The organism is Mucilaginibacter sabulilitoris (genome assembly GCF_034262375.1).
Taxonomy (GTDB): domain Bacteria; phylum Bacteroidota; class Bacteroidia; order Sphingobacteriales; family Sphingobacteriaceae; genus Mucilaginibacter; species Mucilaginibacter sabulilitoris.
The window spans coordinates 5,163,295-5,184,703 of record NZ_CP139558.1 but is presented as its reverse complement, the minus strand read 5'-3'; the positions used below and the strand labels follow the sequence as shown (position 1 = coordinate 5,184,703).

At 41.2% G+C, this 21,409-nt stretch carries 19 protein-coding genes; 14 read left to right on the top strand and 5 right to left on the bottom strand.

Features of this window, described 5'->3' with window-relative positions:
* The first annotated feature begins 67 nt into the window (after positions 1-67).
* Both SNE25_RS22320 and SNE25_RS22315 read left to right on the top strand, forming a co-directional pair.
* Complete coding sequence (locus SNE25_RS22320; protein WP_321561225.1) at positions 68-3,346, top strand: glycosyl hydrolase; 3,279 nt, start codon at positions 68-70, stop codon at positions 3,344-3,346.
* A 348-nt stretch (positions 3,347-3,694) separates the two neighbouring features.
* Entirely contained in the window at positions 3,695-4,780 is a 1,086-nt protein-coding gene (locus SNE25_RS22315) for an NHL repeat-containing protein (protein WP_321561224.1), read from the top strand.
* A 22-nt stretch (positions 4,781-4,802) separates the two neighbouring features.
* Here the strand turns inward: SNE25_RS22315 and SNE25_RS22310 are convergent, their stop codons facing one another.
* From SNE25_RS22310 to SNE25_RS22300, 3 genes are read right to left on the bottom strand one after another with little or no spacing between them, the layout of a single operon-like run.
* Positions 4,803-5,693 carry a patatin-like phospholipase family protein gene (locus SNE25_RS22310; protein WP_321561223.1) on the bottom strand — a complete coding sequence of 297 codons (891 nt, stop codon included), beginning with the start codon at positions 5,691-5,693 and terminating at the stop codon, positions 4,803-4,805.
* Positions 5,694-5,726: 33 nt separating this feature from the next.
* Positions 5,727-7,298 (bottom strand): hypothetical protein, encoded by a 1,572-nt coding sequence (locus tag SNE25_RS22305; protein WP_321561222.1) that lies wholly within the window; start codon positions 7,296-7,298, stop codon positions 5,727-5,729.
* Positions 7,299-7,319: 21 nt separating this feature from the next.
* A complete protein-coding gene (locus SNE25_RS22300) occupies positions 7,320-7,871 on the bottom strand; it encodes a WcaF family extracellular polysaccharide biosynthesis acetyltransferase (protein WP_321561221.1) in 552 nt (183 codons plus the stop codon).
* 320 nt (positions 7,872-8,191) lie between these two features.
* Between SNE25_RS22300 and SNE25_RS22295 the strand changes: the two genes are divergently transcribed.
* The 3 genes from SNE25_RS22295 to SNE25_RS22285 all read left to right on the top strand — a co-directional run bounded on the left by SNE25_RS22295 (position 8,192) and on the right by SNE25_RS22285 (position 11,339).
* Positions 8,192-8,929 carry a glycosyltransferase family 2 protein gene (locus SNE25_RS22295; protein ID WP_321561220.1) on the top strand — a complete coding sequence of 246 codons (738 nt, stop codon included), beginning with the start codon at positions 8,192-8,194 and terminating at the stop codon, positions 8,927-8,929.
* A gap of 64 nt (positions 8,930-8,993) precedes the next feature.
* Entirely contained in the window at positions 8,994-10,097 is a 1,104-nt protein-coding gene (locus SNE25_RS22290) for an MraY family glycosyltransferase (RefSeq protein WP_321561219.1), read from the top strand.
* A 357-nt stretch (positions 10,098-10,454) separates the two neighbouring features.
* Positions 10,455-11,339: an SMP-30/gluconolactonase/LRE family protein gene (locus SNE25_RS22285; RefSeq protein WP_321561218.1), complete on the top strand. Its 885-nt coding sequence runs from the start codon at positions 10,455-10,457 to the stop codon at positions 11,337-11,339.
* A 39-nt stretch (positions 11,340-11,378) separates the two neighbouring features.
* Here SNE25_RS22285 and SNE25_RS22280 read toward each other — a convergent pair whose 3' ends face one another.
* Entirely contained in the window at positions 11,379-11,651 is a 273-nt protein-coding gene (locus SNE25_RS22280; RefSeq protein WP_321561217.1) for a DUF4342 domain-containing protein, read from the bottom strand.
* 155 nt (positions 11,652-11,806) lie between these two features.
* On the opposite strand from SNE25_RS22280, the gene SNE25_RS22275 reads away from it, so the two are divergent.
* The 9 genes from SNE25_RS22275 (at position 11,807) to SNE25_RS22235 (ending at position 19,784) form a co-directional block, all read left to right on the top strand.
* Positions 11,807-13,828, top strand: coding sequence for an FAD-dependent oxidoreductase (locus SNE25_RS22275; protein WP_321561216.1), 2,022 nt, complete (start codon positions 11,807-11,809; stop codon positions 13,826-13,828).
* 46 nt (positions 13,829-13,874) lie between these two features.
* Positions 13,875-14,336 (top strand): cupin domain-containing protein, encoded by a 462-nt coding sequence (locus SNE25_RS22270; protein WP_321561215.1) that lies wholly within the window; start codon positions 13,875-13,877, stop codon positions 14,334-14,336.
* A 119-nt stretch (positions 14,337-14,455) separates the two neighbouring features.
* The gene (locus SNE25_RS22265; RefSeq protein ID WP_321561214.1) at positions 14,456-15,649 is read left to right on the top strand and encodes an MFS transporter; all 1,194 of its coding nucleotides are present in this window, start codon (positions 14,456-14,458) and stop codon (positions 15,647-15,649) included.
* Positions 15,650-15,806: 157 nt separating this feature from the next.
* On the top strand, positions 15,807-16,829 hold the full coding sequence (locus SNE25_RS22260) for a sensor histidine kinase (RefSeq protein ID WP_321561213.1): 1,023 nt from the start codon (positions 15,807-15,809) through the stop codon (positions 16,827-16,829).
* Positions 16,826-17,605, top strand: a complete 780-nt coding sequence (locus SNE25_RS22255) for a LytR/AlgR family response regulator transcription factor (protein ID WP_321561212.1) — start codon at positions 16,826-16,828, stop codon at positions 17,603-17,605. The genes SNE25_RS22260 and SNE25_RS22255 overlap by 4 nt, the downstream gene beginning before the upstream one ends.
* 49 nt (positions 17,606-17,654) lie before the next feature.
* Positions 17,655-18,095 (top strand): VOC family protein, encoded by a 441-nt coding sequence (locus SNE25_RS22250; protein WP_321561211.1) that lies wholly within the window; start codon positions 17,655-17,657, stop codon positions 18,093-18,095.
* 128 nt (positions 18,096-18,223) lie between these two features.
* Positions 18,224-19,039 carry a sterol desaturase family protein gene (locus tag SNE25_RS22245; protein ID WP_321561210.1) on the top strand — a complete coding sequence of 272 codons (816 nt, stop codon included), beginning with the start codon at positions 18,224-18,226 and terminating at the stop codon, positions 19,037-19,039.
* Between the two features lie 69 nt (positions 19,040-19,108).
* Positions 19,109-19,330 carry a hypothetical protein gene (locus SNE25_RS22240; protein WP_321561209.1) on the top strand — a complete coding sequence of 74 codons (222 nt, stop codon included), beginning with the start codon at positions 19,109-19,111 and terminating at the stop codon, positions 19,328-19,330.
* A 55-nt stretch (positions 19,331-19,385) separates the two neighbouring features.
* Positions 19,386-19,784 carry a hypothetical protein gene (locus tag SNE25_RS22235; protein ID WP_321561208.1) on the top strand — a complete coding sequence of 133 codons (399 nt, stop codon included), beginning with the start codon at positions 19,386-19,388 and terminating at the stop codon, positions 19,782-19,784.
* A gap of 354 nt (positions 19,785-20,138) precedes the next feature.
* Here the strand turns inward: SNE25_RS22235 and SNE25_RS22230 are convergent, their stop codons facing one another.
* Entirely contained in the window at positions 20,139-21,227 is a 1,089-nt protein-coding gene (locus tag SNE25_RS22230; protein WP_321561207.1) for a serine hydrolase domain-containing protein, read from the bottom strand.
* Positions 21,228-21,409 lie beyond the last annotated feature (182 nt).

Below are 21,409 nucleotides of genomic sequence, written 5' to 3'. Positions count from 1 at the left end.
ACGAACAAATATTTTTAATTTAACCGGTTATAATAACACACAAAAACCTAATCATTACAATCTTTTTATGGGTCAAAAACAGTTTATTAAAGTTAAATTACCATTAGTTCTGGTTTTATTATGTGGGATATTATTGTATGCGTGTACAGTTAAAAAGCAAATAGCAAAGGCCGAAGAAAAACCGATGCCAATGCAGGCGCTTGAAGACAATTTTGTAAAGGCGCCGGATTCTATTCAAACCAGTGTTTATTGGTATTGGATATCTGATAACATCTCAAAAGAAGGCGTAATCCGTGACCTGGAATCCATGAAAAAGGTAGGTATTAACCGGGCTTTTATAGGTAATATATGGCAGGATGACGTACCGGCGGGCAAGGTGAAAATATTTAGCGATGAATGGTGGGATATATTGCATACGGCGCTTAAGAAAGCTGCTGAACTGAATATTCAAATAGGTATTTTTAATAGTCCAGGCTGGAGCCAGTCTGGTGGTCCGTGGGTGAAACCAGAACAGGCCATGCGATACCTTACCTCATCAGAGATTTCAGTAAAGGGGCCAATTAAACTCCATAAAAAATTGGTACAACCCGAAAAGAATTTTCAGGATGTTAAAGTTATAGCGTATCCTGTGAATAAGGATTTTGATAGTAATATCATTAGTTTAAAACCACAAATCAACTCAACACCCGTTATCAATAATCTTAATAAAGTTTTCGATAACAATGATACTACCAGCCTTAAATTTCAAAACGGGAAACAATTTACCATTAATATAAACTCATCGCAACCATATACAGTCCGTAGCTTAACTATAGTACCCATACATTCAGCTATGAATTTGGAGGGCGATATCCAGGTTTTGGAAAATGGTGCATATACTACCATAAAGCATTTTATTGTAGACCGGAGTAATAGTGAATTGAATGTGGGTTTTTCACCTTATGGGCCTGCTGCTATTGCTTTGCCGGCAAGTACATCAAAAAAATTCCGGATCATATTTACTAAAACATCACTAAATAGCGGAATAGCCGAGTTGAAACTTTCGGCCACCCCTGTGGTGGAAGATTATATTGAAAAGTCGCTGGCAAAAATGTGGCAAACACCTTTTCCATATTGGGATGCCTACCAATGGGCAGCGCAGCCAGTGGTCGACGATAATAAATATGTAATTGATCCTGCAAAGGTTTTAGATATATCATCTTACCTGACTACCGATGGTACATTGAATTGGACCGTGCCTGCCGGTGACTGGATAATAGAGCGTTGCGGAATGACACCCACCAAAGTGCATAATGGACCCGCGTCAGCAGAAGGTACAGGACTGGAGACCGATAAAATGAGCAAAGAACATATCAAAGCTCATTTTAATGCTTTCTTGGGTGAAATTATCAAACGTATACCTGCCGAGGACCGTAAAACCTGGAAAGTAACTGTTGAAGACAGTTATGAAACCGGAGGGCAAAACTGGAGTGACGACTTTATAAGTAAATTTCAAAAAAACTACGGTTACGACCCCACGCCTTATATTCCTGCATTACAAGGTAAAGTGGTTGGTAGTGCCGACAAATGTGATCGCTTTTTGTGGGATCTGCGGCGTTTTATAGCTGATAACGTTGCCTACGAATACGTTGCCGGTTTAAGAGAGATCAGCCATCAAAATGGGCTTACTACCTGGCTTGAAAATTATGGGCACTGGGGATTTCCCGGGGAGTTTCTGCAATACGGGGGGCAATCAGATGAAATTGGGGGAGAGTTTTGGAGTGAAGGGGATTTAGGTAATATCGAGAACCGTGCAGCTTCATCAAGTGCGCATATCTACGGTAAAACCAGGGTATCTGCCGAGTCTTTTACCTGTGCCGGCGCACCATTTTCGCGGTATCCTGCCTTGATGAAACAGCGCGCTGATCGTTTTTTTACCGAAGGCATTAATAACAGCTTGTTGCATGTTTATATCCATCAGCCTTATGAGGATAAGGCGCCGGGAGTGAATGCTTTCTTTGGAACTGAATTTAACCGGTTAAACACGTGGTTTTATGATATGGATATATTTATAAAATATATTAAACGATGCAATATGATGCTGCAACAAGGCAAGTATGTTGCAGATGTAGCCTATTTTATCAGTGAAGATGCTCCCAAAATGACCGGTGTGCAGGACCCACAATTACCGCAGGGATATTCGTTTGATTATATAAATGCAGAAGTGATTAAAACAAGGATGACCGTAAAGCAAGGTCGGATGTGGCTGCCAGATGGAATGAACTATAAAATTCTTGTTTTGCCCCAACTCAAAACCATCAGGCCTGAGCTTTTGCTTAAGATTAAAGAGCTGGTAAATGAGGGGGCGGTGGTTTTAGGGCCGAAACCGTTATCGTCTCCCAGCTTACAAAACTATCCTTCGGCCGATAAACAAGTTCAGGATCTTGCAAACGAACTATGGGGACACATTGATGGATCTTCCGTTATCGTCAATAGGGTAGGTAAAGGTATGGTTATCAGTGGTATGGGGCCTCAGGAAGTATTGAACCTTGTTAAGGTAAAACCTGATTGCAAAATAACGCAAAGCGATTCGGTGTTGTTTATTCATCGTACTTTAAATGAGGGATCTGTGTATTTTATTTCAAATCAAAAGAATAAAACAGTTGAAATCACTCCGCAATTCCGCATCACAGGCAAAAGTCCTGAGTTATGGGATGCTGTAACAGGCGAAAGACGCAATCTTCCTTCATATACGCAAAATGACTCTGCCACTATGGTTCCCCTTGAACTGGCGGCTTTGGAGAGTGCATTTATCATATTCAGAAACAATACAGACGCGAAAAATGGTGATAATGCTAAAATTAACTATCCTTTACCATCACAATCGGTTAATATTGTGAAACCCTGGTTAGTGAGCTTTGATACAAAAATGCGCGGCCCTGCCAAACCGGTTGTTTTTAATACCCTTACGGACTGGTCTGTTAACCCTAATGATAGTATTCGTTATTACTCAGGATCAGCTGTTTATCATAATGTATTTAACTTGTCTGCGGTTAAAAATGGTGAACATGTTTTCTTAAACCTGGGTATGGTGAGGGCAATTGCTAAAGTTACCGTCAATGGCGTTGATGTTGGCGGGGCTTGGACTGCACCATATAAAGTAGATATCACCAAAGCTTTAAAAAATGGTGAAAACTCATTGGAAATCAGGGTCGTAAATACCTGGGTTAATAGGTTAATTGGAGACAGTAAACTACCGTTAAGTGAACGGAAAACCTGGCTTGCTAACAATCGCTTCCGGCCGGAAAATTTGCTGGAATCATCCGGGTTGCTGGGGCCGGTTAGTGTAACGGTTATTAAATATTAAATGATCTTTTAATGATAAATATGATGCAAAAACAAGCATTTTTTGCTTGTTTTTGTATGTTATGCGCGTGCTTTTGGCTTCTTTTAACAAAAAAAGCAGCAAAATTGAAAAGGATACAAATCAAAGGTCACCCAAAATTGTGAACATCTTTAATTTTATCCGTTTTCTGGAACCGCGCGCCCAAGATCACCGAAGAGGTAACATTAAACCTTTCTACGGCATCAAATAATAAATAACATGGCAATTGAAAACCATGTACAATTTTGCCATCAAATCGTGCTGAAATTGTATAAGAATACTGTTATCTAAGTGATTATATTGCAGTGACTTATCTAAAAATCAATTGCCATGAAAAAGTATTTTTATCCAATTATGCTTACAGGTATACTGTTGATGATTATTGCATGTAAAAAAAATGAAGAACCAACCCTGAATGATACCGTTGCCGATGCAAATAAGAGCTTGCTGTTAAATGCCAATAAAGTACCTTATGCGCCTTTAACGGTTGTAACTATTGCCGGTATGTCCCACCAGCAGGGCAATGTTGATGGGCAGGGCTCTAAGGCCCGGTTCGAAACTCCGGGCGACATTAAAATTACCGAGGATGGTACCATTTTCATTACCGATAGACTGAACAATAGCATCCGTAAAATATCAACATCCAACGTGGTATCTACCGTGGCCATCCCTAATAGTGCCACTGGCCAATCGCTTAAATTTCCCGACCAGATTGTGGTATCGCCGGACGGGACACTCAATATACTGGCAGATGTTGCTTATACCGATGTTACAACACATCCATTCTGGATAGTTAGCCCTAACGGTCAGGTTGTTACGCCGTTAATTAAAAGTACCAGTTTCAGTTATCATTACCTTGACCTTCAGTTTGACCCCTATGGTAAATTTTTAAAACTAAGCGGCGACCGGCGCCTTAAAGAAGATAATACCGTGCACGAAGCAATTTTGGAGGATTTTGAGGTTGTCCGCTTTCGTATGGGTACCAATACCTACACCCCACCGGTGGATTCATTAATCGGGGACGATAAAATGCTGCCAGCCTTTGTCGTAATTTATTGCGCATATAATGGTGTTAAATTTATGGTTGTCGGCAACAAACATATTTACAAGCTCACACCATCAGGAGTATTCACACTTATTTACCGCGATCTTGATTTAATGGATGTTAGCAGTCTTATCGCTACAAGGGATACCAGGACCCTATACATTGTTAACCGGGGAAAAATAGAAAGCATATTTAATGGTAAGCTTTCTTTTCTGGCAGGCCGTAATCTAAATAATAAGAATGCGCAGGGTGATGGCGTAGGGGCAAAGGCCGATGTTATTGCTTATAAGCTGGCCCTTTCAAAGGATGAAAGTACCCTGTACTTTACCGATCAGGGGCGTTCAACAGTACGGAAAATACTGCTTAAGTAATAATTGGGGGGGCCGCATTTAATTAACCCAGTTTGTTCCTGTAAGCATCCAGAGCAGTTATAGTCGCGCGTTTTCCGGTTTCTACAAGCTCTTCGGCCCTGTAAAAGTCGTAAAGGCCACAACTATCCCTCGAGATGTTGATCAGTATGTCGGGCGTATATTTTTCGAGGGTTAACTGGGTGTTATGATAGGTCATTAAACTAAGGGTTTTGCTGATGACATCAAAATACCCGAATTTTTCTTCGCGGCGCAACGCTTTAATCTTAGGTAATTGTTTATAAATTGCTTTTATCCTTTTTCTGTAAACAGGTACATTGGCTTTATCCGCTGAAGCTGTTACCTGCCTTTTATCTTTAGGTATGGGGGCATTTACATTTACTACAATCAATATGTCGTTGGGGAGCCTGCTCACATGGTCAATGGGTAAACTATTAATTACACCACCGTCAACCAGCAAACCATCTTTGGTTTTTACCGGTGTAACAATGGTAGGAATAGCTATTGATGCCCTGATGGCATCTAACACGCTGCCTGTGGTTAGCACCACCTCTTTTTTGTTAATAATATCCGCGGCAACAGCCGCGTAGGGGATGGGCAGGTCTTCAATGTTCCTGTCGGCAATCAGATCGCGCATTTTGTGAAGCAATTTATCCCCCTTAACCAAACCCTGCCCCCTGAAATTCAAATCAATCAGCCTGAATATCTTTATTTTATCCAGTGTGTATAACCAGTTCTTATACACTTCCATTTTGCCCAATGCATGCACGCCACCAACCAGTGCACCCATTGATGTGCCGGCAAGCGAACTGATTTGAAACCCCTGTCTTTCCAGCTCCTCAATTACCCCAATGTGCGCCATTCCGCGGGCGCCGCCACCTGATAATACTAAAGCCACCTTTGGTTTTATGCTCATGGAAATTAAATAGTTACTATAATAACGCTGCGTTTATTTGGCTGAGTACAGCACATAATCATTACTTAGCATTTCCATTCGAAAACCTTTATAGCCAGGGAAACATTTGCGTACTATATTTGATTTTGGGCCCATGTAACTTGCCGGCAGGAAAATAAATATTGGCCCGGCATGGCCGCGATGCACATAATCGTCATAATCTATACTTATATCATCGTCGATAGGGTCAAGGGTAACTATACGGTTATGCTTTATTTCCAGCCCAAGGTCGGGGCTAATAAATACAAACAGGGCATTGGTGTTTTTCCTGTCCAGATCCATGATGTAATTTAATGATTCCTGATCGGCAAATATCTGGGCCAGCCCGGTAGTCCCGCGGGCATTATCAGCCATGTTTTGTTTGTAGCTTGGTACAAAATACCGGACGCTGAAAAAAGCGATAATAAAGCAAATCATAGCAAAAGCCGCCTTAAGGGTTAAATTGCTTTTGCTTACCAAGTATACAATTCCGGGTATTATTAACAGCCCGATAACGCGCATGTGCCTTGCTTCGTATGATATATTTACCTGCCGTAAAAAGTTATAGAAAAAAAACACCACCGAAACACAATAAAAAACGGTAACCAGCAGGGTGTACCTCTTTTCGGGCACGCGCTGCGCAATACGGGTGATGATTAAAATACTTAGTACGGCCGCCAGCAGTACCGCAATTAACGACCAGAAAGCATTGAGCATGCCTACGTCATAATGATACAACAGGCCACCCATAAGGTCGTCTACCGAAAAACCTGATAATATAGGCGAAGCCAGGGGGAAGCTGAAAGTTTCCAAGGTTAGTTTTAAGCCCGTTGATCCCGATGCCGGATTTACACCCTTTGATAAGTAGGAAATATAAATAACCCCCAACGAAATAATAGCCGGAATACCTATCCATAAACCTTTTTTTATCCAGTTTACAATAGTGGCTTGTCCTGATGACAGCTTTATCCACAAATACAGGCAGCCCGCAGCGTACATCCATAAAAAGGATGATTTGCAAAAAAATCCTACCCACCCCGAAAGCAACAGGAATACAGCCAGCTTCCAGTCGGCTTTATCAATAGCAACAAGGCCATAAAGGAACCATCCTATGGTGCCAAAAATCAAAACTTCACCGCCATTATAAAAAACAAAAGGAATAATAAATGCCTGCTGGCATGCAATTATTACCACACTAACGGTAGCTATAATGGGTGTAAAGCCTGCCTTTTTAAAAAATGAATAAAAACCGGCCAGGCCCAACAGGGTAAATATGGTGATAGTGATTGCTGATGCCTGACCTATATTAATACCAAAGATTAATATGAAAGCATAGGGGACGAGATATTGCCCTGGCGACCACCATGTTAAAAACTCTGTATAACTTTTACTGATATCAGATTGGGAGGGTTTAACTGCAAGATTAAAATCGCCGCCGGCCTGCATTTTCTGCAGAACCTGGAACCCCCAGCTGGAGTCGGGGAAAATAGCTGTTGGGTACAGGAAAATCATCGTTCCCAATATAATTACCATTATACCCAACGCGATAAGTATAATTTGATGGGGACGAGGTTTTTGTAGTGACATAGTTGAAGTTAATAAATATGGTTAACTGATATTACGTTCACGGATCTTGACAGCAGGATTACCCTGGTAAACAGAGTAAGGTTCAAGGTTTGTTGTAGCCACGGAACCACTTGTGAGCACCGAATGGCTTGCCGCGATTGTGCCAAGGTTTACAATGGCTCCGGCGCCTATCCAAACACCATCTTCCAAAATTAAACCTTTAGTAAGTAGGTCAAAGCTCGTTTTTTTATAATTATGGCTTCCGGTTAGCAATATAGCGCCTTGCGACAGGCACACATGAGCCCCGATATTAATCATCACCAGGCTGTCTATCCATACATTTTCGCCTATCCAGCTTTGGTCGCCAATACTTACAAACCAGGGATATTTTATATTTACACAAGGTTTTATAGTTACGTTTTTCCCAATCTTAGCGCCAAACGCCCGCAATAAAAACACCTTAAAAGCGCTTGACGGAATAACGCTGGTTTTGAAAAACAAAGCATTTACATAGTACCATAATAATCTTTTAAAAGCAGTGCCACCTGGATTAAAAGGATGATTATTGTAAGCAGACAGATCAGTTTTATGCATGTTTAACAATAACCTTATTCCCTTGTTTTATCCCAAAATACAAACTAATCATAATAATTTATTACAACAATGATATTAAAAATGATATGAACATCAATTATTTGGTTTTTTTTTGTGTGAACACAATGCTAACAAAACAAGCGCTGCAATGTTCACCAAACCGTCTCAATTTATTTTGCTGTTTTAATAAGAGGTACAGGAAGCTGTGATATAGAAGCAGAATGAAGCATATATGCTGTTAAATAATTTATAATTAGGCATTGATTTTAAAATTATATTAATTTGTGGATATATAGGTGTATGTTCATAATTTGTACAGTTTGAAGCTTTCCCTGGTTACAGTTGTTTATAACGCGCAGGATACAATAAGGCAATGCATTGAATCAGTTATCGGGCAAAATTATCCCGATCTGGAATATATTGTTGTTGATGGCGGTTCTACCGATAATACATTGCAAATAATTAATCAATATCGGCCATATATTACTGTCTTAGTTTCTGAACCTGACAAGGGGATATACGATGCCATGAATAAAGGCATTAGCCAGACCACCGGCGAGGTGGTAGGTACCTTAAATGCTGATGATTTTTTTGCCGATCAGGATATCCTGCAGTCGGTAGCAACAGTATTTGAACAGCAAAATACCGATGCATTGTATGGCGATCTGGATATTATAAACAAACAAGGTAAAATTTTACGTAAATGGCGTTCATGTCAGCATGGTGCAAATTCATTCAACCTGGGGTTTATGCCGCCTCATCCTACGTTTTATTGCCGGAGAAGTTTATTTGAGAAATTCGGTCCTTATAAAATGGGATATGGTTCGGCCGCCGATTATGAGCTCCTTGTTCGTTTTATTCATTTTCATAAAATCAAAACCTTTTATCTTAACCGGGTGATGGTTAAAATGCTTACGGGCGGCGTAAGCAGCAGAAGCCTAAAAAACAGAATATCAGCATGGAAATTTGATTTAAAAGCTATGCGTGAAAATAAAATCAAATTGCCGTTTCTGGCTTTGGTGCTCAAACCCCTCCAAAAAATTATACAATTTATTTAATTTCAAATTAACTTATTTTTTTTTCATACGTATAAAAATGCAGAAATAATGCTGAACTGTTTCTATGGCAGAACTTTTACATTCTTATCACTTTGTTTATCATGCTTTGATCATTATCATATCAATACTGATCACATCCCTGGCAATTCCGTCCATTTTGCATGTAGCCAGGGCACGGCACTTATATGATGATGTAGGTCATTTCCGGAAACAGCATGATCATGGTATACCACGTTTAGGAGGTGTAGCCATATTTATAAGCTTTATCATCACCATGCTTTTATTCAGTTTAATTGATAAGGACCTGCCCGTTAGTTATCTGTTCATTTCATGCATTATTTTATTTACAATGGGGTTAAAGGATGATCTTTCCGGTGTAAATTCAAGTACTAAATTCATGATACAGTTTGTAGCGGCAGCTATATTGGTGTTGTTCGGCGACATCCGGATAACCAGTATGTATGGCGTGTTTGGCATTTATCAGCTTCCTTATATTCCAAGTTCGTTGCTGTCTGTACTGGTTATCATGCTTATCGTAAATTCTTTTAACCTGATCGACGGGATAGACGGCCTGGCGGCGGTGACAGGTATAATTGTAAACTGCACCTTTGCATTTCTATTCGTTTATTTTAAACGGTATGAACTTGCAGCGGTCGCTTTTGCCATAGCCGGGGCCGTAGCCGGGTTCTTGAGGTACAATCTAACCCCTGCCAAAATATTCATGGGCGATACCGGCGCGTTACTTATTGGTCTGGTATCGGCTGTAATGGCCATCCGGTTTATGGAGGTGAGTAAAATTACCGGCCCGGGTATGCCATTTATTTCAAATGCGCCAGCATTAACATTTGCTATACTGATAGGCCCGGTATTTGACACACTCAGGGTATTCACTTTAAGGATTATAGGGGGCAAGTCGCCGTTTGAACCCGACAGGAACCATATTCATCACCGTATTTTACGCTTAGGACTTAACCACCTGCAGGCAACAATCTGTTTGTCGATTGTCAATTTAATATGTATAGGCATGATGTTTTTATTGAATTGGTTAGGTAATTCTCTGCTTATTGTGCTTATCCTTTTGTTTACGATAATAACAAACTGGATCATCACCTTTGCGCTGCGTTCAAAAGAACGTGAGCAGATAAGCCTACGAAACTTTTTAGTGTAAGTTATACAACCTGGGAAACACTGAATAAGGTTTTGGAATAAAAAATCTGAAACCTAAGCTGCCAAAACGGTAGATAGCACCCAGGCTTGTTTAGTTGGAAGATAATTGAAAAATAAAAGAATCAGCAGTGACATTTTTAAATGCGACATATCGTAACGATTGTTTTTAAAGCGTTAAATACCGAATTGAAAGTTTTGGATATGATAATCAGATAAATTATAGTCTAACATGTTACAGTTAACAATTTATCTTAACAACAAATTGTCTAATTGGTATTTTTATAGGAACCTTATTACTTTTAATCTTCAAAGCGCGCTATCTCTTCGGCGTAAACAACATGTTTTGTTAAATTTGAACATGAACAAAGTTGATGTTGCAGTTAACCACCTGTGTAAACTTGGCGAAGGCCCTGTATGGGATGCCAAACGTGGCGTTATGTATTGGGTTGATATTTTGAGCGGAGAAATTCACCAATACAAAACAACACAAGGCCTGCATGAAATTGCACCATTGGGCGAAATGGTGGGTGCTGTTGCATTGTGCAAAAGCGGAAACTTACTGGCTGCGCTAAAAAAAAGCGGACTTGCAATAATTGACAGGAAAACCGGCGGGGTTGATATGATCGTAAACCCCGAAGCTCACTTACCTCAAAACAGGTATAATGACGGCAAATGCGACCCTGATGGCAGGTTTTGGATCGGCACGATGTCGCTTACCGAAGAACACCAGGCCGGGAGCGTTTATATGCTGGAGAACAATCGACCGGTTACCCGTAAAATGAGTAATGTCACTATTTCAAACGGCATGGCCTGGAGCCCGGATCATCAAACATTTTACTATATAGATACGCCAACATCCGAAGTGGTAGCTTATACCTACAATAAAAGCGGAGAAATAACCGGCAAAAGAACAATTATAACCATACCCAAAACAGACGGTTATCCCGATGGAATGACCATAGACGATGAAGGTATGCTCTGGATTGCTCACTGGAACGGCTGGCAGGTAAGCCGATGGAACCCGTTAACGGGCAAACAATTATTTTCGCTGCCATTGCCGGTGGCCAATGTAACCTCCTGCACCTTTGGCGGCGAAAATCTGATTGATTTATATATCACTACTGCCCAAAAAGACCTGTCTGACGATGACCTGAAAAATCAACCGTTAGCAGGCGCGCTCTTTGTATGGAAAAATTGCGGGTATAAAGGAATGCCGGCTTTTGAATTTAATGATCAGGAATAATAGCATTAAAAAGTGGCATTACTTTAAGCCCGGCAAATATTAATCAAAAGACTGGACGTCTTTGGTGGTATCATCATCTGTTCTTTCTACAGTAATGGTACACTCTGTAACTAAAGCTGCCAATGTACCTACAGCTGCAAAAATAGGTGCCAGTATAACACCAATTAAGCCAACAGTCAGCGGAAAGCTCATTAGCTCTTTACCATTTTTCTCTGTAATGGTAATGCGGCTTACATTGCCTTCATTAATCAGTGATTTTATTTTTCCAAGCAGGGCCTCGCCGTTAATTGAAAATGTTTCTTTTTTGCTCATTGTTTTAATTTGTAAGGTTGTCTATTAGAGTGACAATACCATCGGGTTGTTACGAAAATAACGTAAATACTGGTATGCAACTAATTCATTACATTAAACATTTGCCATAACCAGCCCAATTATTGTACCTTCAAGGCTACCAATAAACTTAGAATATGTTTTTAAATAAATTTGAGAATCCTGCCTCAGTTATTTCAAAATTTCTAATGGTCCCGCTGCTATTTATATCAGTTTTTGTGCGGGCCCAACCTAAACCTACTCAAGTTGATGTTTGTATTTACGGTGGTACTTCGGCGGGGGTAATTGCCGCTTACACCGCGGCCAAAATGGGTAAAAAGGTATTGCTTATTGAACCGGGTAACCGGTTGGGTGGCTTATCATCCGGAGGGTTGGGGTTTACCGATATAGGCAACAAATATGTAGTTACCGGGCTGGCACTCGATTTTTACCGCCGCGTTGGTCAGCACTATGGTAAATTTGAACAATGGACGTTTGAACCCAAAGTGGCCGAAGCCATTTTTGCCGGTTATGTTAAAAGAGGTGGTTTCCAGGTAGTACTGAACAGCAGGCTCAGAAAAGTTAATAAAACGAGCACTCATATTGATGCCATCGAACTGGAAAATTCTTCCAGGAAATCATCGGCACCTAAGATTATCAAATCAAAAGAATTTATTGACTGCACCTATGAGGGCGACCTGATGGCTAAGGCCGGGGTGAGCTATACAACCGGTCGCGAAGGTAATGATGTGTATCATGAAACAGTGAATGGCGTGCAGCTAAAAGATAAGCATCAGTTTCCGGATGGTATCGATCCTTATAAAATACCCGGAAAACCGGAGAGCGGCCTGCTTTGGGGCATCAGCCCGGATGTGCTCGCTAAAAACGGAACAGGCGATAAAAGGATACAATCCTATAATTTCAGATTATGCCTGAGTAATGATCCGTCCAATCGCATAGCTATTACAAAGCCCGCAAATTATGATTCAACCCGCTATGAACTTTTGTTAAGATACCTTGCCGCAAAGCCGTCAAAAGACCTGAATGGGTTCCTGAAAATGGACCTGATGCCCAATCATAAAACCGACATCAATAATAACGGGCCCTTTTCAACCGATATGATCGGCATGAACTATGCATACCCTGATGGCGATTATAACACCCGTGCTAAAATTATTAAAGAACACGAAGATTATACCAAAGGCCTGCTTTATTTTATAGGGCATGACCCGCGTATGCCGGAACACCTGCGTAAGCAAATGCAGGAATGGGGTTACCCAAAGGATGAGTATTTAGAGAATAACCATTGGACACCACAACTTTATGTGCGCGAGGCCCGGCGCATGTTAGGGACCTACATCATGACGCAGGCCAATTGTATGGGAAAAGAAGTCGTAAATGATGAAGTGGCAAAGGCAGCCTATGCTATGGACTCCCATAATGCCGAGCGTATTGTGGTTAACGGCATGGTAAAAAATGAAGGTGATGTTCAGTACCATGATGTTCATCCTTACCCGGTGGCATACCGGTCTATCACGCCTAAGAGCAGGGAATGTACTAATCTGCTGGTGCCTGTTTGTTTATCCGCCAGTCATATGGCTTATGGGTCTATCCGCATGGAGCCGGTTTTTATGGTGCTGGGACAATCGGCTGCAGTTGCCGCTTGTCAGGCTATCAACGGCAAAACAACTGTGCAAGGTGTAGACATTAAGCACTTACAAACAGAACTGAAAAATAATCCGCTGGCTGACCATAGTGTACCCGAAATTCTGGTTGATAATGATGACCCGCATGGAATAGTGAAAACAGGAAACTGGGTACGGGAAACTGTTGGCGGGTATGGTCCATCGCTTTTGATAGATACCTTATCTGCTAAAGCTGATGTGAAATTTATCCCTGCGGTGCAAAAAGCAGGCGAATATCATATTTACTTTTATTATGCCAAACTCCCGCATGGTTCAAATGCTGTTGATATAAAACTATTCGACGGACAAAATACCACCAATAAAACCATCTATAAAAAGGATATAGAAGTGGTTGGACAAACCTCTGGCGAATGGGTATCATTGGGCACCAGTACACTGCCGCGGGGCAAAAAAGCTTATGTACAGGTTACCAATGATGGTGCCGACGGGGCCATTGTTGCCGATGCTGTTTTATTGGTACCCGTAAAAAACTAAATAATATCTATCCGTATAATCATTACAAATCAAATTAACCAAATTTATGACCAGAAGAGACATGACCCTCGTAACCATCACCGCCCTGGTAATGTGTATCCCTTTAGCAATTGTGGCACGTATGCATAATACCCAGCAAGTATTAACATCTGCCGCTTACGACTGGAAAGATATTAAAGTGATACCAAACGCAAAGGGAGAGCGTCGCGATGTTTTTAACTCGCCCACAGAAACACTTGATCAGTTTGAGCTCCACGTAACTACATTGAACCCCGGAGACTCGGCGCATGCGCCGCATCAACACCCCAATGAGGAGTTATTGATTGTAAAAGAAGGAAACCCAACAGCCCTCGTTTCCGGGCAGTGGAAACAACTTAGTCCGGGATCTGTCATTTACCAGGCCGCCAACAGTTTACATTCTATAAAAAACACCACCAGCGTGCGCACAACCTATTACGCGCTGCAATGGAAAACCGCTAAAACAGGGAAACCTCAAAAAACAAATTAATATTGGCAGGGCCGGAGATATGTATCCGGCCCTGTAAAAAGCATTAAATTGTTTGGAAAAAGTAAAGTGTTAATTTTACACTATGTGCCGTGCATTCATCTGCTTATCTTTGCGCCATTATGCAAGCAGAAACCAGCGTCGGCACTCCCTCATCAAAAATTACCTTAACCATAGCCGGGTTTGTTACCTTTACTTTTATAGGCTATTTTATCATCGGTTTAAGTCTTGGGGTATTACCCGTGTTTATCCATCAGCAATTGGGTTATAGCACCATGGTGGCCGGCGTAGTGATCAGCCTGCAATATCTTACTACTTTTCTTTTTCGCGGCTTTGCCGGGGGCATAGTCGACAAAAAAGGTCCTAAGCCCGCAGTAATTATGGGCATGATTGGTTTTGCCCTTAGCGGTGTTTTCTTATGCGCTGCTTATTGGTTAAAAGCCAATGTCGCGCTGAGTTTAGGTTTGTTGATAATAACCCGGTTGGTAACCGGTTTCGGCGAAGGTTTGATAGGGGCAAGCCCGATTAACTGGGCTATTTTTGCCGTTGGCGACCAGCACACCAGCAAGGCAATTTCTTATAACGGTATTGCCAGTTATGGCGCGTTGGCTATCGGTGCACCTGTGGGTATTATTCTTAGTAATAATTACGGTATCAGCAGTATAGGCTTGGTAATTATGTTTGCAGCAATAATAGGCTTTTGCTACGCAAAATACAAAGAAGCGCTTATGGGTAATAGCAAAGCACCGAGAGAATCTTTCCTCAAAGTGTTAAAAACGGTTACGCCTTATGGCATTTGTCTCACCCTTGGAGGTTTAGGATTTGGTACGATATCAACCTTTATTACCCTGTATTATGCTTACCTGAACTGGACAGATGCCGTTTTGTGTTTATCTGTTTTTAGTACACTATTTATCCTCGGTCGTATTTTATTTGCCAATGCCATAGATACCTATGGCGGAATGAAAACAGCGATGGCTTGCCTTGCCTTGGAATCTGCGGGCTTATTGGTGCTTTGGCTGGCAAATATACCTCATATTGCTCTTGTTGGGGCAGGGATAACAGGGCTTGGGTTTTCCCTTATTTTCCCTGCTTTGGGTGTAGAGGCTGTAAAATTGGTGCCTGGTTCAAACAAAGGGGCAGCCCTTGGTGGTTATGGTTTGTTTTTAGATCTTTCTCTCGGCCTTACAGGTCCGCTGGTAGGAGGGGTAGCCAGTCACTTTGGTATGCTGTATATTTTTCCGTTTAGTATGGCAATGGTTTTTACCGGTTTTCTTTTAGCCGTACTTATTAACCGCAAGAGATCAATCGCTTAATTGCAGATCATCACCCACATGTTATTCTTTAAATAAATAAAAACCGAGCTTTTGTCTCTTCGCATTTCTAAAACCTCTTACTAAAATTCACCTTCCGTTTTTTCAGCTTCACCGGTAATATTCAATTATTGAAAAAATATTGAATTAACTTTATCTGATGGATAAAACCGAAAGACGTATTTGCTGGTATAGCTCGCTGCTTATTTCATTGATGATGAATTCGGCAAAATTGCTTGCCCTGCGCGAAAACAGTATTATTGCGCACTACTGGCATTTTGATTTTGGCGAATGGAGCTTCCAGCTGTTATATAACTTTGCCTTTTGCTACCTGATGTTTTATCTAAATTTAAGCAGCAGGGGACGCTTTTCTGCTTACCGCGATCAAAAAAAGTATAGCATTTATGTTTTGTACAACTCCATGGCTATACTGTTATGTATGATAGCAGGCGGTATTATACAGCGTCTTGGTTTTGGCTTTAAAGCCTTGCCTGCAGTAGTGGGCAGCGGGTACTTTGTGCGTTTTATACTCAGTACAATATTGGTGGGCATCGTGATCAATATCATACTTTTAATGCGCGAAGGGAAAAAGAAGGAGGTGGAAAATGAACAGCTCAAAAATGCTTATATGACCGCCGAACTGGAATTGCTAAAGGATCAGATGAACCCACATTTCCTATTCAATTCCCTGAGCAGCCTTTCAGGTGTGATTAGGGAAAACCCAAACCTGGCGCAAAAGTATGTGCGCGAATTGTCTAATGTATTCAGATATGCCCTTGTGCGGTCAAAAATAAATCTGGTGACGGTTGAGGAAGAATTAACCATGCTGCGGTCATTCGCACAATTGATCACTATGCGACTCGAAAATGCTTTCCAGTTGGATATAATGGTAACCGAGCCGTTTTTATCCCATAAGCTCCCGCATTTATCCTTACAGCCGCTGCTGGAAAATGCGGTGAAACATAATGCCGCTACAACTTCCAGACCTTTAAGAGTGGAAATATATATTATGTTTGATTACCTGGTTATCAGTAATAATCTTTGGGAAATTCCGACACCCGAAAGCAGCAACGGCCTCGGTCTGATAAACCTGAATGAGCGATTTAAGATTATGCTGCAGCGGGAGATAGAAATTGAAAAAAACGACGATCTATTTATTGTTAAACTACCTTTAAAAGCATGAAATCGCCCCGTATTGTAATCATTGAAGATGAAGCCGTAACCGCGCGTAACCTGGCGCACCTGCTGCAGCTTATTGATGAAGATATAGCTATTACCGCCATACTTAATTCGGTAAGTGAAAGCATAACATGGTTTAACCTTAATGTCGGAACATACGACCTGATATTTATGGACATACGCCTTGCCGATGGTATATCATTTGATATTTTTAAAGCGGTTAGTATTACCAAACCGGTAATTTTTGTTACCGCTTATAATGACTACGCCATACAAGCCTTTAAAAACAACGGGATAGATTATGTATTAAAACCTTTTGATGAACAGGAAATAGGTAACGCGTTAACTAAATTCAAAAACTTGTTTTCATTAGGAGAAAAGGATATCAATACCGGTAGGATAGAGTTGCTGCTGGAACAGATAAACCAGATCAGCAAACCCTACAAAAAATCATTCCTGGTACATTATCGCGAAAAGCTCATTCCAGTTGAAGCGGCTAAGATTGCCTGGTTTTATACCGCTAACGAAGTGGTATATGCGCGCACTATCGACGATAAGCAATATGTAATGGAGTTTACCATGGATATGCTGGAACAGCAGATTGATATGCAGCAGTTTTTCAGGGCCAACAGGCAGTTTATTATCAATCGGCAGGCTATTACCGAAGTGGATTTTTATTTTAATGGCCGCCTTGCTGTTAAAATAAAACCCGAACCAGCTGAACGCGTATTGATAAGCAAGGCGCGTGTGCCGGAGTTTAAAAACTGGATGAACAAGTAATCCGGAGCTGTTAACACAAATTAATATCAACTTTTAATAGAATAAGGTTATGGATAATTCAGCAAATACTTATACGGCTAATCGTACTATGCCGCCCTGTACCATTATCCCGGTGCTGGTTTACGCTAACGTGGCCGAAACAATTGATTGGCTATGCAATACATTTGGTTTTAACGAAAGGTGGCGGGTAGGTAACCATCGGGCACAATTGAGCTTTGGTAATGATACCATAGCCATTAACGAAGGGCAGATGGTATCGGAAGCCAGATCAGATCGTCAATTACACTCTCTGCTGGTACGTGTTCATGATATTGCAGCACACTATGACCATGCTAAAAGAAACGGAGCCGAAATTATACATGCGCCTGCCGATTTTCCTTACGGCGAAAGACAATATACCGTAAAAGATCTCGGCGGACATATGTGGACGTTTTCGCAATCTATAGAAGATCTGGCACCCGAGGACTGGGGCGGCGTTACCGCCAGATAATACTATTTGGAATTGCCGGAGCAGGGGTAATGACAGTTCACCCTTTGCTTTTACAGGCTCACCTGATTATTGAGGCCATGTGATTATTTTCTTCGTGAATTTTATGCTTAAATAAAAACACAAGAAAAATGAAACATCACATAGGTCCATACCGCATTTATATTTTAGCATTGCTGTTCCTGTTAATTACGGCAGAAATTATCTGGAGCTGGAAAAAGGAAAAAGGCTCATACGAGGTTAAGGAAACTTTTACCAACCTGGCCATTTTCGCCGGGTTCCAGCTTTCTAAATACCTGTTTGCCGGGTACCAGTTAACCATACTCGGCTTTTTTGATCATTTATCTCCTTTGCAACTGCCGCGTAACGGCTGGTCATTCCTGCTCACCTTTATTACCGCCGATTTTATTTATTACTGGTTTCACCGCATATCGCACAATTGGAAGCCCTTATGGGCATTTCATCTTATTCACCATTCGGGTATGCACATCAATCTAACATCCTCTTACAGGCTTAACTGGTTCTCGGCAATTATCAGCCCTTTGTTTTTTATACCTGTAGCCCTTCTTGGCATGCCTATAAATTTTATAGCGATTTCCTACACGCTAAACCTTGCTTACCAGTTTTTGCTGCATACGGAGGTGGTTGACAAACTTGGGGTGATAGAAAAGGTACTGAATACGCCATCATCGCACCGTGTTCATCATGGTAGCAATCCCATTTACATTGATAAGAATTTCGGAGGAGTTTTTATTATCTGGGACAGGCTATTTGGTACTTACCAGCCCGAAACCGAAAAGGTAAACTATGGTTTAACCACTGGCTTTTTGAGTTACAATCCTTTTAAACTGGTTATGCAGGGATTTATTGATTGGTTTAAACCGGATAATTCGCCCAGGCTAAAAGATAATTCAACCCCTGTTTTGGAAGCTTCGCCGGAAGAGTAGAAACCCGCCCTATATATTATAGTCTATATATCAGTTAATCAAAATTTATAAAAACATAAAAAAAGAATCATGAAAAAGATCCTGTTCATCATCGCCCTGGCATTTACCACTGCATTATCAGCCAATGCTCAAACCCGTGTAATAGTAAGAACACCTGTACGCAGGGTAACTGTAATCAGGCGGCCGGCCGTAGTGGTAACACCGGTAAGGCGTGTTGTAGTACGCCCGGCAGTAGGAGCGGTAGTTGTACGCCCGGTGGCAAGAAGGCGTGTGGTAATTGTGCGTCCATAGACAGTATGTTTAAACAATAAAGACAAATAAATCATTCAAACAAAAACAGTAATATATGAAGACCCTAAAATCAAAGATCGCCGCTTTAGTAAGCTTTTGCTTTATGATGTTAATGATACAATCGGCCTCCGCTCAAAATATGGCTCAAAGTCTGAAAGATAAAACCCCGGAGCAACGAGCGCAAATGCAAACCAATATGATGAAAGCCAAACTCAAGCTCGATTCGACACAGATGCTGAAAGTTCAGGGCATCAACCTGAAATACGCTCAAAAGCTTGATCCCGTTATTAAGGGAGATGGCGGTAAACTGTCAAAGTTCAGACAACTGAAATCAATACAAAAAGACAAGGAAAAAGAACTAAAGGCCGTATTTACCGCCAGTCAGTTTAAAGAATACCAGCAATTGCAGGCAGAAATGAAAGAGAAATTAAAAGACTACCGATCCAATAATTAATTAAATACAAGTTGTCAAAAAACAAAGGCCATGGTTATCATGGCCTTTTGTGTTAACGAGATTTTTTAAAAGCGATAAGTGCCTGGAACTGATTTTTACCTTTTTGATTTTTTTTTTGGGGGGGGTATTCAGTAAACTGTATTTTTTAGTAATAGAAGATTATACTCGCGCTGTGTCAATTAACGCTATAAGTTCATACTTAGCTATGGTTTGCTTCTATTCATGTTTTGGATCTTTCAAATATGCACTGATGTGTTCCATTATAATAACTGATTTTGGAAATCTATCCGCTATATATGATTAAACAAAAAAAAGGGATACCATAGCATCCCTTTTTTCTGTATCGTGCATAAATTAATTACTGCTTTTATCTACAATATCTCTGATCATCTGCCTGATCTGGAGACTTATGTTAGCGCTTTTTCGGGGCTCGGTACGGGTGAAAATTATACCGGCAATCAGGTGTTTGGAATCCTGCCATGGGTGGGTACCGAATAAGCCGGGGCTGCTGGTTTCAACGGCATTACCGGAGTTGTCGACCTCATCACGCCAGTTGCCAATGCCGTATCTTACAGGAGAAGTAGGGAACGGGGAATAAACATTAGAGACGTAAGGTGTGGTTTGTATCTCCGCGCCCCGGGTTTGGTCCAGTTCCATGGTGGCAATGGCGTCTTCGCTTAGTACCCTTGTGCCATTGTAAAGGCCTTTGTTAACAATCATTTGCAAAAAATTTAAATAATCCTGGGCAGTAGTATGAACCCCACCGGCTATTAAAGGGTTTTGGGCGCTCATTTGTAAGTATTGCGCAGTCATGTGGCATGGGCCGGCTATCTTTTTATTAAATAAGGCTTGCCATGATTCGCCGGAAACCAGCTCGGCTATTCTGCCGGCTATCTGCATACTTGTACTACAATAATTAAAAGCCTTACCCGGAGGGTTAATAAGCGGACTGTAAACCGCTATAGAATCTACCGCCTGGGCCAGGGTAAAGTCTTTGTGATATTCGGGCTTACTGGCAATATTATCGGCATCGATCTCTCCTTCAAATCCGGCAGTGAGCGAAAACAGTTGTCTGATGGTGATGTTTCCCTTATGGTTTTGCGTAAAAATAGGCAGGTATTTACCAACGGTATCATCCAGTGATAGCTTGTGCTCATCAACCAATTTCATGATTACACTGGCCGACAACCATTTGGATGCCGACGCGATAGGCAGATTGCTGTTTATTGCCAGATTGATTTGCTGCTTATAAATTACCTGACCGTTTTGTGATACCAGAATGGCTACATGGTTACCATAAACGGAAAGGTGGTCCATAAGAAATTTATCAACGGCAGAGAAGTCATACTTGCCTGTTGAGCCCACAGGCGGCTTGGGGTCATCCTTGCTGCTGCATGAAAGTAAAAGTGTGGTAAACGCAGCATAAATAAATAATTTTTTCATAGTTGTTTTTTTTAATCTTTTGATGATACAAATAACTATGCTTGTAGACTGCCCGGACCGCTGAAAATTGGTGAAGCTTCAAATTTCAGGGTTGGAATATCTTTTATAAATGGTTAAAAATCAGACTTGAGTTTTCCTGTGTTAGGTTTGAAATGACTACAGTCTGTTTTGCCGATTAGCAG